The following is a 12,563-nucleotide window of genomic DNA, read 5'->3' as shown; positions in this document are numbered from 1 at the left end:
GATGCTCGCCGCCCTGACCGCCGCCCTGACATTGGCCGCAGCCCAGACGACGACGGTTGAAGCGGCTGCTGTCCAGCCGATCCGCGCATCCAAGATCGTTCTGGTCGGAGACTCCACCACGGCGGTGATCGGCGGCTGGGGGCCGAGCTTCTGCGCCTATCACGTGACCTCGTTCGCGGCCTGCGTGAACCTGGCCCGCGGCGGGCGCAGTTCCGGCAGCTATATCGCCGAGGGCTCGTGGAATCTGGCCCTGGCCGAGATGGCGACGCCGGGTTTCAGCGAAACCTATGTGTTGATCCAGTTCGGTCACAACGACCAGCCGGGCAAGCCGGGACGCTCCACCGATCTGGCGACCGGGTTTCCCGCCAATCTGAAACGCTATGTGACCGAGACGCGGGCGCGCGGGGCCACGCCGATCCTGCTGACGCCCTTGACCCGACGCCAGTTTATCGACGGTCGTTTGCAAAACGATCTGGAGCCCTGGGCCGAGGCGGTGCGGGGCGTGGCGCGCGAGACCAACACGCCCCTGGTCGATCTGAACCGCGCCAGCGCTGAGACGGTGCAGGCCCTGGGCCCGGTCCTGTCGGCGCGCTTCGCCCAGGCGGCGCCGTCGCCCGAGGTCGCCGCCGCCCTGCTGACCGGCACGACCATCGCCGCGAACACCGGGGTCCCGGCTGCGCCCGGCGCTCCCGCTGTCGCCCCGAACAACGCCGCCGTCGAGCCTTTGGGACAGGCCCGGGTGGCGTTCGACTACACCCACCTCGGGCGAGAAGGGGCGGACTTCTTCTCGGCCCTGGTCACGCGCGACCTGATCGAGGTCGCGCCCGCCATGCGGCGGCTCCTGATCCCCTAAAAGCGGCTCAGTGGTTGTCGCGGGGCAGGCCCAGGGTGTCCACGATGCGGTGATATTTGACGGCGGGCTCCAGCACGGCGCCCGTTTCCAGCTCGCCGATCATGGAGCGCTGGAACTCCTGCCAGGGCGTCTGAGACGCCGGATACTGATAGCCGCCCGCCGCCTCGAAGACGGCGCGGCGCTCGGCCATTTCAGCCGCGTCGATCAGGACGTCCACACGGCGGGTGTTCAGGTCGATGCGCATCCGGTCGCCGGTCTTCAACAGGGCGATGGCGCCGCCCGTCGCCGCTTCGGGTGAAGCGTTCAGGATCGAGGGCGAGCCCGAGGTGCCGGACTGGCGCCCATCGCCGATGCAGGGCAGGGCATGAACCCCCTGCTTGATCAGATAGGCGGGCGGCCGCATGTTGACGACCTCGGCCGCCCCGGGGTGGCCGACGGGACCCGCGCCGCGCATCACCAGGATGCTGTCGGGGGTGATGCCTTCCGCCGGATCGTCGATGCGGCGGTGATAGTCCTCAGGTCCGTCGAAGACGACGACGCAGCCGGTGAAGGCGTCGGGGCTGGTCGGATCGGACAGGTAGCGGTCGCGGAACTCGGGGCTGATGACGCTGGTCTTCATGATGGCGCTGTCGAAGACATTGCCTGACAGGACCAGGAAGCCCGCGTCCTTTACCAGGGCCGTGTCGAAGTCGCGGATGACGTCGGGCAGCACGACTTTGGCCTCCCGGCAGTTGTCGCCGATGGTGCGGCCGTTGACCGTCAGGGCGTCCTCGTGGATCTGGCCGCGCCGCATCAGTTCCGCGACCACGGCGGGCACGCCGCCGGCCTGATGGAAGTCTTCGCCCAGATACTTGCCGGCGGGCTGCAGGTTCACCAGAAGCGGCGTCTTGTGACCGACCTCTTCCCAGGTCTGGAGCGGCAGATCGACGCCCGCATGGCGCGCCAGGGCCGTCAGGTGGATCGGGGCGTTGGTCGAGCCGCCGATGGCCGAGTTGACGACGATGGCGTTCTCGAACGCCTGGCGGGTCAGGATGTCCGATGGCTTCAGGTCTTCGTGGACCATGTCGACGATGCGCTTGCCGGTCAGGTAGGCGACCTGGGGCCGTTCGCGATAGGGGGCGGGGATGGCGGCCGAGCCGGGCAGGGACATGCCCAGGGCCTCGGCCAGCGAGTTCATCGTCGTCGCCGTGCCCATGGTGTTGCAGTAGCCGACCGAGGGCGCCGAGGTCGCCACCAGATCGATGAATTCCTCATAGCCGATCTCGCCGGCCGCCATCATCTCGCGGGCCTTCCAGATGATGGTGCCGGAACCGACGCGCTCGCCCCGGTGCCAGCCGTTCAGCATGGGGCCGACCGACAGGGCGATGGCGGGAATGTCGACGGTCGCCGCCGCCATCAGGCAGGCGGGCGTGGTCTTGTCGCAGCCGATAGTCAGGACCACGCCATCGATCGGATAGCCATAGAGAAGTTCGACCAGACCCATGTAGGCCAGGTTGCGGTCCAGTCCGGCGGTCGGGCGCTTGCCGGTTTCCTGGATCGGATGGACCGGAAATTCCAGAGCGATGCCGCCCGCCTCGCGGATGCCCTCGCGCACCCGCTTGGCCAGTTCGATGTGATGGCGGTTGCAGGGGCTCAGGTCAGATCCCGTCTGGGCGATGCCGATGATCGGCTTGCCCGAGCGCAATTCCTCCAGAGTCAGGCCGTAGTTCAAGTACCGCTCCAGATAGAGGGCGGTCATGTCGGGGTTCGATGGATTGTCGAACCAGGCCCGGCTGCGGAGCGGCTTGGGCGATGTCTGGGTCATGAGCGTGCGGCAAGATAAGCGCCGCCGATGGTGGCGACATATTTTGAATATCATAATACTAATGATTGGCCAGCGCCTTTGCGCCGACGCGACCGGCCCGCTAGAGGTTCAAGCTATGGACATGTCTTCTCACAATCCCCCATCGGCCCTGTCCCGGACCAGCGGTCATGTCATCTCGGCCCACGATCAGATTGTGCGCGCCTTGGCGCAGGAGATCCTCACGGGCGCTCTGGCGCCGGGCGACAAGCTGCCGCTGGAAGCCGACCTGCTGGAGCGGTTCGGCGTGTCGCGCACAGCTCTAAGAGAGGCGCTCAAGACTCTGTCTGCCAAGGGATTTCTGAACGTTAAAACCCGCGTGGGCACGCGGGTGAGCGACAGGGTTCACTGGAACTTCTTCGACAAGGAGGTCCTAGCCTGGCGCGTTGCGATTGGCATGGACGCCCAGTTCCGCCAGCATCTGGCCGAGGTGAGGCGCAGTCTGGAGCCCACAGCCGCCGCGCTGGCTGCCCGTCACCGCACGGCGGCGGACTTGGCGGCGATGCATGAAGCCCTGGCGTGGATGCGACGCGAAAGCGCTTCGGCTCATGATTTCGCACGCGCCGATCTGGCCCTGCATCTGGCCATTGGCGCAGCCTCGCAGAACCCGATGATCCGATCGGTGGCGGGCGTCATAGAGACGGCCCTGCTGGAGGCTTTCACACTCAGCCCTCCGACCAAGGCCCCGGACCTGCACCAGGAGACGGTCGAAGCTCACGCCAATATCGTCGACCGGATCGCCGCCGGCGACGAAGCGGGCGCCGCCCAAGCCATGCTCGCGGTCATCGAGGCGGGCTACCAGCGGGTCGAGGCGGAGCAGTCGCCCGTTAGCTGAAGGTCTTGCGCCATCTATTGGAAACAGCGCCACGCTGACCCCAGCCGCACCCAAGCCCAGCCATGACCACGGTCAAGAAGAACGCCGCGCCCTACAGCGGCAGCAGTTAGATCAGAGCTTCACGAAGGGCTGCATTAGCCGGCCCAGCCATCCGTCGAGCTCGATCTGGCCATCCAGGGCGACGACGCAGAGGCAGGCTTCATCCGACACCACGCGCGGCTGGTGCAGCACATCGGGATCGGCCTCTTCCAGATCGCCCACGTCGAACCGCTCGGTCTCGGTGGCGTAGGCGCCCGACAGCACGCAGGTCAGCTCGACCCCGCCGTGGGTGTGGCGCGGCGTCTCACGCCCGGGGCCGATTTCCAGCAGGATGACCCGGCAGTCGCCGTCGCGTGGCGCGTGGACGTCGCGCACCCGCATCCCTGGTCCGATCCAGCGCCACGGACCGAGCGCGTAGCGCCGCAGCGGTTCCGGCAGCTCGGGCATGTCGTTCAGCGGCGGCTGGGGCTTCACCTCGCCGGCATCGGTCTCGATCCGCGCCATCGCCCGCGTCAGGGCGTCCTCCGCCATCGGGGCGGGCGCGGCTTCGTCGAGGAACTCGCCGCCCACAGTCTGCAACTGGCGCACCCAAGCGTCGTTGACGGGGCGCAGAGCCAGATGGGCGGCGACAACCACAGCTTCGGGCGGGCTGAGATTGCCAGCGGCATAGGCGAGCAGGCGTTCTTCGGAGGGATTGCCCCCGGAGGAATGGAGACGCGCGTTCATCGCACGGCCTCTTCAGAGGGTTCGAGGATCAGGCGCAGTTTGATCATAGCGTTACGGATGCGGGATTTGACGGTGCCCAGCGGCAGGTCGAGCTGACGGGCGATTTCGGAATGGGGGCTGTCCATGAAGAAGGCGAGGCGCAGCACCTCGACCTGATCCGGCTTGAGTTGTGACAGGGCGTCGCGAACCCGTGCGGCGTCCTGGGACAAGGCCACAATGTCGTCGGGCCGCTCGACAGTCTGTTCCGCCAGTTCGATCTCTGGGACGGGCAACGGCCGGGCGTCGCGACGCAGCATGTCGAGACGACGATTGCGAGCGATGGTGAAAATCCATGTGGCGGCTCTCGCCTTGCGCGCGTCGAAAAGGTCGGCTTTGCGCCAGACCGTTAGCATGGCGTCCTGGGCGAAGTCCTCGGCCGCGCCGGGCGTCGCGCCCGACTTGATCAGCCAGGCCTTCAGCCGGGGCGCGAAATAGCTGAACAACTGAGCGAAGGCCTCGCGGTCGCGACGCAGCGCCACAGCCTCTATGAGACGATCGTGCGCGAACGGGTCGGGCGAAAGCGCGTCAGGGCTCATGCAGGCCGACCGCCGTTCAGGGTATATGGAAGTTGAAGCCTCAGCATGCATGAACCCTAGTACGCTTCGCGGAAATGTCTGGATCATTCGCAATCCGATACCGGTCCAGGTTCGTAATAGTTTCATGCCTCATTCCTCCCCCGATAGTCTGAAAATCGCCGTCATCGGCTCGGGCGTCGCCGCCCTGTCATCGGCCTGGCTGCTTTCGCAGCGCCATCGGGTGACGATCTATGAGAAGGCCGAGCGTCTGGGCGGTCACTCCAATACGGTGACGGCGGGGGCGGCGACCGGCGATGTCGCGGTGGATACGGGCTTCATCTGCTTTAATGACGCCACCTATCCCAATCTGATCGCCCTGTTCGGGCATCTGGGGGTCCAGACGCGCGCAACCGACATGTCCTTCGCCGTGTCGCTGGACGACGGTCGGTTCGAGTACGCCGCGCCCGGCCTCTTCGCCCAGCGCCGCAACCTCCTTCGTCCGCGTTTCTGGTCGATGCTGAGTGAGATCATGCGCTTCTATCGCACCGCGCCGATCGATCTGGGCGGGTTGACGGACCCCAACCTGACGCTGGGCGACTATCTGAAGCGCGAGGGCTTCAGCGAGGCCTTCCGCGACGACCACCTGTTGCCGATGGCGGCGGCGATCTGGTCCTCGCCGACTCATACGCTGATGGACTATCCCGCCGAGGCCTTCATCCGCTTCTGCGGCAACCACGGCCTGTTGAAACTGGTCGGACGCCCTCTGTGGCGCACCGTCGAGGGCGGTAGCCGGGTCTATGTCGAGCATCTGGCGCGGCAGATCGACGACGTGCGGCTGAACCACGGCGTAACGGCCGTGCGGCGCACCGATCAGGGCGTCGTGGTCCACGACAGCCAGGGCGGCGTCGAGCGCTTCGACCATGCCGTGATCGGCGCCCATGCCGATCAGGCCCTGGCCATGCTGGACGAGCCGACCGCGCGAGAGAAGGAGGTTCTGGGCGCCTTCCATTACAGCCGCAACCTTACCGTTCTGCACACCGACGCCGGCCTGATGCCGCAACGCCGTCGCGCCTGGGCCAGCTGGAACTACATCGGCGCCGATGACGGCCTGTGCGTCACCTACTGGATGAACAAGCTTCAGGGCCTGCCGGGCCAGGACCTGTTCGTCACCCTGAATCCGCCGCGTCCGCCAAAGCCCGACACCATCCTGCGCAGCGAACTGTACGAGCACCCCATCTTCAACCCCGCCGCCATTCAGGCGCAGAAGCAGTTGTGGAGCCTGCAAGGGCAGGGCGGGGTCTGGTTCTGCGGCGCCCATTTCGGCGCAGGCTTCCACGAGGACGGCCTGCAATCCGGCCTCGCCGTAGCCGAGCAACTGGGCGGGGTGCGCCGTCCCTGGACGGTGGAGAACGAGAGCGGCCGCATCCATCTGTCCGCCCCTACCGCCGACGCCATGGAGAAGGCTGCGTGACTCAGGCCTCGGCCCTCTATCGCGGCCAGGTCATGCACCGACGGGTGCGGCCCAAGGCGCATCGCTTGAACTATCGGGTCTTCTGGCTGCTGCTGGATCTGGACGAGATCGACGGGCTGGATCGTCGGCTGCGTCTGTTCTCGCGCAATCGTTTCAACCTTCTGTCCTTTCACGACCGGGATCATGGCGACGGCTCGTGCCTGGCCTTGCGATCGCAGTTAGAGGCCCTGCTGGCGCGCGCCGACATCGATATCGGTGACGGGCCGATCCGTCTGCTGACCATGCCGAGGGTCCTGGGCTACGTCTTCAATCCGATCAGCCTCTATTACTGCCATCAGGCCGACGGCCGGCTGGTCGCCATGGTCTATGAGGTGACCAGCACCTTCGGCGTGCGCCACGCCTATGTCATCCCCGTGCCGACCGAGGATCAGGCGGCGGGTCTGATCCGCCAGGGCGCGGCCAAGGCGCTCTATGTTTCGCCCTTCATGGGGATGGAAATGGACTATGCGTTCCGCGGCCATACGCCGGGTCAACGTCTGGATCTGACCATCGACGGCATCGACGCCGAAGGTCTGTTGATCACGGCGGCCCTGTCCGCTGAGCGTCGCCCGCTGGACGATGGCGACCTTCTGGCCGCCGCCGTCGCCTTGCCCCTCATGACCCTGAAGGTCGTGGCCGCAATCCATTGGGAGGCGCTGAAGCTGTGGATCAAGGGTGTGCGTCTGACGCGCCAGCCGCTTCCGGCGTCGGAGCCGTTCACGATCCAGCATCGCGCGCGGGAGAGCCGCCTTGGTCGATGACAGCGCGCGTCCGGTCATCCTGTGGTTCCGCCGCGACCTCAGACTGGAAGACAACCCCGCCCTGAACGCCGCCGCAGCGACCGGGCGGCCCCTGTTGCCGCTTTTCATCCTGGACGAGATGGGGGAGGGGCGTGCGCTCGGCGCCGCGTCCGCGTGGTGGCTGGACAAGTCGCTGCGGGCGTTGGACGCCGCCCTGCGCACACGCGGCGGGCGGCTCGTTCTGCGCCGGGGCGACTCCGAGGCTGAGCTGCGCCGTCTGATTGATCAGACGGGCGCCGATCAGGTCTTCATGAACCGTCGGTTCGAGCCTGACGCCTTCACGTGCGACGTCGATATCGCCCACGCCCTGCGTCACGATGGGGTCGAGTGTCATGGCTTCAACGCCAGCCTGCTGACCCGTCCGGGCTCCGTCGTGACCGGCGCGGAAAAACCCTACAAGGTGTTCACGCCCTTCATGAAGGCGCTGTTGCAGGCGATGCCGGACCGGCCCCCCGCACCCGCGCCCCAAGTCGTGTTCACGCCTTCAGACCCGGCCAGCGACGACATCGACGACTGGGGCCTGCATCCGACCGCCCCTGACTGGTCCGGGGGCTTCGACTGGTCTCCGGGCGAGGCGGGCGCGGCCTCCGCCCTGGCCGCCTTCCTTGAAAACGGCCTCAAAGACTACGCCGCCGGTCGCGATGTTCCGGGGCGACAGGGGACGTCGCGTCTGTCGTCGCATCTGCACTGGGGCGAGATCGGCCCCCGGCGCGCGGTGCAGGCTGCGCGTCAGGCGGCGGCGCAAGGGCGCGTCGCCCCCGCTCAGGCGGACAAGTTCGTCGCCGAGATCGGCTGGCGCGAGTTCTCGGCTCATCTGCTGCACCAGTTTCCCTACATCACCGACCGCGCCTTCCGGCCCGAGTTCGACGCCATGCCCTGGCGCGCTGATCCCGTCGCGCTGGCGGCCTGGAAGCAGGGGCGGACGGGCTATCCCCTGGTGGACGCCGGCATGCGCGAGCTGTGGGCGACCGGCTGGATGCACAACCGCGTGCGGATGGTGGTCGCCTCCTTCCTGGTCAAGCACCTGTTGATCGACTGGCGCGAGGGCGAGGCCTGGTTCTGGGACACGCTGGTGGATGCGGATCTGGCCAGCAATGTGCAGAATTGGCAGTGGGTTGCGGGTTCCGGGGCCGACGCCGCGCCCTATTTCCGCATCTTCAATCCCGTCATCCAGGGGCAGAAGTTCGACGCCGACGGCCGCTATGTCCGGCGCTGGGTTCCCGAGCTTCGGGCGCTCTCGGACCGTTGGATTCACGCCCCCTGGACCGCGCCGGCCGCCGTCCTGGCCGAGGCCGGCGTTCGATTGGGCAAGACCTACCCCCGACCCATTGTCGATCACGCCGAGGCGCGGCAGCGGGCGCTGGACGCCTTGAAAACCCTGGCCGGCCGCTCGCAGGATGAAGACCCGCAATGAACCTTTTCCCGAACAGAGACCTCTGCAAGCCATGACCACGACCTTCTACGGAGCCCGAGAAGCAGGACCGTCGTCGGCCGTATTCGGGCTGTTGCTGCGCCTTCTATCCTCCAACTGGACCTGGGGGCGGCTGACGCTGGTGCTGCCTGACGGTTCCAGTCGACAACTGAGCGGCAAGGAGCCCGGCCACGCGGCGGTGATGAACATCCGCAGCTACAACTTTGCCGCGCGCGTGCTGAAGGGCGGCGATATCGGCTTCGCCGAGGCCTATATGGCGGGCGAGTGGGACTCGCCCGAACTGCCGGTCCTGCTAGAGACCCTGGTCAACAACTACGATCACATCCGACGCCTGTTCGACGGCAATCCCCTTGTGAACGGGATCAACTGGCTGGGGCATCGGCTCAATCGCAACAGCCGTCGCGGGTCGCGCCGCAACATCCACGCCCACTACGATCTGGGCAACGCCTTCTATGCGGCGTGGCTGGATCCTTCGATGACCTATTCCGCCGCGCGTTTCGAACGGCCGGACCAGCCGCTGGAGGCGGCCCAGCGCGCCAAGTACGCGTCTCTGGCCCGTATGATGGACCTGCAGCCGGGCCATAGCGTGCTGGAGATCGGATGTGGCTGGGGTGGTTTCGCCGAGTTCGCCGCCCGCGAGATCGGGGCGACGGTCACCGGTGTGACAATCTCGCGGGAGCAATACGACTTCGCCCGTCGCCGCCTGTTCCAGGCCGGACTAGCGGACAAGACGGACATTCAACTGATCGATTATCGCGATGTCGCGGGGCAGTTTGATCGGGTGGCGTCGATCGAGATGTTCGAGGCGGTGGGACGGGAATACTGGCCGACCTATTTCGCCAAGGTCCGCAGCGCCCTGAAGCCCGGAGGACGCGCCGGGTTGCAGATCATCACCATCCAGGACGCGCTGTTTGAAGAGTACGACGCCCGAACCGACTTCATTCAGAAGTACGTCTTCCCTGGCGGTTCACTGCCTTCGGAGGCCAAGCTGGCGCCCGTGGTGGCCGGCGCCGGTCTGACTTGGGGCCAGACGGAGCGCTTTGGACGCGACTATGCCGACACCCTCGCCGAATGGGCCCGCCGTTTTGAGGCGGCCTGCAGCGAGATTGGCCGCGCCGGCGCCGGTTTTGACGAACGCTTCCACCGTCTGTGGCGCTTCTATCTGGCCTATTGCGAGGCGGGGTTCAGGTCCCGACGCACCGATGTGATCCAGTTGACCCTGGACAGGGCGGCGTGACGCCGACCTAGTCCCGGATGAAGTGCGGCACGAAGCGCGAGGTGTTGCGGGTGATCAGGCTGGTGTCCTCGCGCAGACTCATGCCGGCGGCCTCGACGCCGACGACCCAGGAGCCGACGATGACGTGGTTACCGTCGAAGCTGGGCGGGTTGCAGAGGGCCTGACGGATCCATCGTCCGCCGCCGTAGCCGCCATCCACGACCTCGGCGACGCTGCGGCCCTGGTCGATCAGTTCGACATTGGCGCCTTCTCGTGAAAACAAGGGCTTGCGGACGTAGGATGATCCAAGGGCTGAAGGGGCCGGATCGTCCTCGAAATAGGCCTCCAGCAGGTTTGGGTGGCCCGCGTGGCGTTCCCACAGCAGGGGCAGGATCGCCTTGTTGGACAGGATGCTCTTCCACGCCGGTTCCAGCACCGTCACCCCCGCCGTCGGCAGGGGCGCGGCGTAGTCGTCGCGCAGCATCTGCTCCCACGGATAGAGCTTGAACATCGCCTGGATGATCCAGTTCTCGTGGTCCACAAACTGGCCGTCGGCGTTCAGGCCGATCTGATCGATGGCCACGAACTGCGGGTCCAGTCCCGCCTGACGCGCCAGGTCCTCGAGAAAGCGCACGGTCTGGCGATCCTCGACGAAGTCGGCGTCGGAGCTGAAATGCACGAAGCCGCCGTTGGGGAAGATGGCCCGGAACCGGTCGACCAGCTTTTCGTGCAGGCTGTTGAACTGGTCGGCGTCGGCGGGCAGGACGCCGGCCTTGATCTGATCCTCCAGCCACAGCCACTGGAAGACGCCGGTCTCATAGATGCTGGTGGGGGTGTCGGCGTTGTATTCATAGAGCTTGGCCGGGCCTGTGCCGTCATAGGCGAAGTCGAAGCGGCCATAGAGCGACGGATCGCCCCGGTTCCAGCTGTCGGCGACGTAGTCACGCATCGGCTCGGGGATGTCGAGTTGCTCCATCAGCCGTTCGGACTGGACCGCCTCGGCGACCAGGTCCAGGCACATGGAGTGCAGTTCCTCGGTCGGCGCCTCGATCCCGTCCTCGACCTCGGCCATCGTAAACGCATGGGCGGCGGTTTCATCCCAATAGAGTTCGCCGCCGGTGTGACGCCAGGTGAAGCCGAGGCCTTCGGCCTGGGCGTCCCAGTCGGGACGGGGATCAAAGCGCAGACGTTGCATGGATCAGGCCGGGTCCTTGTCGGGCGTCGCTTGACCAATGCGCGGGGTGACGATGGTCACGTCCTTCTGGGTCAGGCGGGCCAGGACGTCGTCGGCCGAGGAATGGCCAGGCAGGATGCCGGCGTCGCGCAGCTTGGCGTCCAGGTCGGCGCCGGTGCGGCGGTCTTCCAGGGCCTGGTTCTCGCGCAGTTTTTCTTCCTGCACGGCCTGACGCTGCTTGATGCGCTGCAGGCTGTCGGCGGCCGAACCGATGCGCGAGTTGGCGCCGGCCGAGTTCAGCGCCACCGAGGTCTGGGCGCGCTGCACGGACTCGTTGACCTTGACGATGTCGATCTCGCGACGAAGCGTCTCGATCTTCTGGTCGGTCGAGGCGATGGCGGTGCGCAGTCGCGCCTCAGCCGTCTTCATGTCCTCGATCAGCGGGCCGCGGCTGTTGATCTCGACTTCCAGTTCGGCGATGCGGCCGGCGACTTCGCGCGCCAGATCGGTCTTGCCCTGACCAAGCGCCGAGCGCGCCGAGCTTTCATACTTGGCGATCTGGTCGTGGAAGCTGGCCATTTCGTTTTCGGCCATGCGACGGCGCGCCACCAGGCCGGCCAGGTCGTCGCGCGCCTTGCCCTGGGCGTTGTCGGCGTCGCGGATTTCCTGATCCAGGATCTTCAGCGCATTGGCGTCGACGACGCCCTGGGCCGCGTCGTGGGCGGTGCCGCGAAACAGGGCGGACAGTTTTCTGAGCATGGACATGGTGGGTCTCCGGGATCAGGCGGCGTCGGCGCCGAAGGTTTCACGCAGTTCGGTGGCGTCGATGGCGTTTTCCGCCAGGGTGCGCAACTCGATCAGGATGGTCTGCAGCGTCGTCTTGCACGACAGCTCGCCCATCAGCTCATAGACATCTTCGCCACCGACGTTGGTGATGGCGAAGTTCGACAGGGGCACCACGCGCTGGGCCTTCAGCAGGAACTCGTTGAAGGCGTGGCGGTCGGCCTGTTCGGCCACGGGCCACAGCAGCACCGAACAGACGATCTGCGCCCCGCCGACGCTGAGATAGACCGGCAGGTCGCCGTATTCGTGCATGGTGGCCAGCAGCACGGCGTCCGCGCCTTCCAGCACGCGCAGGGTCATCTCGCCCTCGCGGATCAGTGGCGAGGCGTCCATCGCCTCCTTGATGGCCGGCACGGTCCAGGGGGTTTCGATCACGGCGTCCATGTGGTGGTCGTCTCCAGAAGTGATGGGGTCAGAATTGGGGCGGCGCGCCCGGCCGGCAAGGTCTCTTCCGGCAAGATGGGGGCCGCGGGTCGAATCGGTGATGATGGCGCGGACGGCCGCCTTGACGTCGTCGCGCGCGGCCTCGGGCACCCAGAGCTCCAGCTTGACCAGCCCGGCCTCGCGGCGCGCCTGTCGCCACGCACGAATGCGCTCGGTCGCGGCGGAGGAAGGGGCGGGGGGCTTGGTCATGTTTCATGTAACGCGTAACATGAACGCTTGACATCGGGCAATGCAGGACGGAATTTCAGACCATGACCCGCATCATTCGGTCGCACCATCTGTGTTCGCTCGCAGTCG

12 protein-coding genes are annotated in these 12,563 nt (G+C 66.6%); 6 read left to right on the top strand and 6 right to left on the bottom strand.

Annotation, left to right across the window (positions count from 1 at the left end):
- Position 1 precedes the first annotated feature (1 nt).
- Positions 2 to 853: a rhamnogalacturonan acetylesterase gene (locus HNP51_RS07625; protein WP_184268695.1), complete on the top strand. Its 852-nt coding sequence runs from the start codon at positions 2 to 4 to the stop codon at positions 851 to 853.
- Positions 854 to 860: 7 nt separating this feature from the next.
- Here HNP51_RS07625 and HNP51_RS07620 read toward each other — a convergent pair whose 3' ends face one another.
- Positions 861 to 2,657 carry an IlvD/Edd family dehydratase gene (locus tag HNP51_RS07620; RefSeq protein WP_184268693.1) on the bottom strand — a complete coding sequence of 599 codons (1,797 nt, stop codon included), beginning with the start codon at positions 2,655 to 2,657 and terminating at the stop codon, positions 861 to 863.
- Positions 2,658 to 2,772: 115 nt separating this feature from the next.
- Here HNP51_RS07620 and HNP51_RS07615 point away from each other — a divergent pair, with 115 nt between their 5' ends.
- Positions 2,773 to 3,528: a FadR/GntR family transcriptional regulator gene (locus HNP51_RS07615; RefSeq protein WP_184268691.1), complete on the top strand. Its 756-nt coding sequence runs from the start codon at positions 2,773 to 2,775 to the stop codon at positions 3,526 to 3,528.
- A 111-nt stretch (positions 3,529 to 3,639) separates the two neighbouring features.
- Here HNP51_RS07615 and HNP51_RS07610 read toward each other — a convergent pair whose 3' ends face one another.
- Together HNP51_RS07610 and HNP51_RS07605 are read right to left on the bottom strand one after the other, a co-directional pair.
- Entirely contained in the window at positions 3,640 to 4,293 is a 654-nt protein-coding gene (locus HNP51_RS07610) for a ChrR family anti-sigma-E factor (protein ID WP_184268689.1), read from the bottom strand.
- Positions 4,290 to 4,868 (bottom strand): sigma-70 family RNA polymerase sigma factor, encoded by a 579-nt coding sequence (locus HNP51_RS07605; protein ID WP_260398379.1) that lies wholly within the window; start codon positions 4,866 to 4,868, stop codon positions 4,290 to 4,292. Before HNP51_RS07605 ends, HNP51_RS07610 begins: the two co-directional genes overlap by 4 nt.
- Before the next feature lie 124 nt (positions 4,869 to 4,992).
- On the opposite strand from HNP51_RS07605, the gene HNP51_RS07600 reads away from it, so the two are divergent.
- The 4 genes from HNP51_RS07600 to HNP51_RS07585 are packed head-to-tail and all read left to right on the top strand — an operon-like array spanning position 4,993 to position 9,826.
- Entirely contained in the window at positions 4,993 to 6,318 is a 1,326-nt protein-coding gene (locus tag HNP51_RS07600) for an NAD(P)/FAD-dependent oxidoreductase (RefSeq protein WP_184268684.1), read from the top strand.
- Positions 6,315 to 7,118, top strand: coding sequence for a DUF1365 family protein (locus HNP51_RS07595; RefSeq protein WP_184268682.1), 804 nt, complete (start codon positions 6,315 to 6,317; stop codon positions 7,116 to 7,118). Before HNP51_RS07600 ends, HNP51_RS07595 begins: the two co-directional genes overlap by 4 nt.
- A complete protein-coding gene (locus HNP51_RS07590) occupies positions 7,108 to 8,571 on the top strand; it encodes a deoxyribodipyrimidine photo-lyase (RefSeq protein WP_184268680.1) in 1,464 nt (487 codons plus the stop codon). Before HNP51_RS07595 ends, HNP51_RS07590 begins: the two co-directional genes overlap by 11 nt.
- 31 nt (positions 8,572 to 8,602) lie before the next feature.
- A complete protein-coding gene (locus tag HNP51_RS07585; RefSeq protein ID WP_184268678.1) occupies positions 8,603 to 9,826 on the top strand; it encodes a cyclopropane-fatty-acyl-phospholipid synthase family protein in 1,224 nt (407 codons plus the stop codon).
- A gap of 7 nt (positions 9,827 to 9,833) precedes the next feature.
- Here the strand turns inward: HNP51_RS07585 and HNP51_RS07580 are convergent, their stop codons facing one another.
- The 3 genes from HNP51_RS07580 to HNP51_RS07570 are packed head-to-tail and all read right to left on the bottom strand — an operon-like array spanning position 9,834 to position 12,455.
- Positions 9,834 to 11,000 (bottom strand): glutathionylspermidine synthase family protein, encoded by a 1,167-nt coding sequence (locus tag HNP51_RS07580; RefSeq protein WP_184268676.1) that lies wholly within the window; start codon positions 10,998 to 11,000, stop codon positions 9,834 to 9,836.
- Between the two features lie 3 nt (positions 11,001 to 11,003).
- Positions 11,004 to 11,744: a PspA/IM30 family protein gene (locus HNP51_RS07575; protein ID WP_184268674.1), complete on the bottom strand. Its 741-nt coding sequence runs from the start codon at positions 11,742 to 11,744 to the stop codon at positions 11,004 to 11,006.
- Between the two features lie 15 nt (positions 11,745 to 11,759).
- Positions 11,760 to 12,455: a YjfI family protein gene (locus tag HNP51_RS07570; protein WP_184268672.1), complete on the bottom strand. Its 696-nt coding sequence runs from the start codon at positions 12,453 to 12,455 to the stop codon at positions 11,760 to 11,762.
- Positions 12,456 to 12,563: the final 108 nt, after the last annotated feature.

This window comes from Brevundimonas bullata, from assembly GCF_014207965.1.
GTDB classification, from domain to species: Bacteria; Pseudomonadota; Alphaproteobacteria; order Caulobacterales; family Caulobacteraceae; genus Brevundimonas; species Brevundimonas bullata_A.
This window is presented reverse-complemented; position numbering and strand designations above follow the sequence as displayed.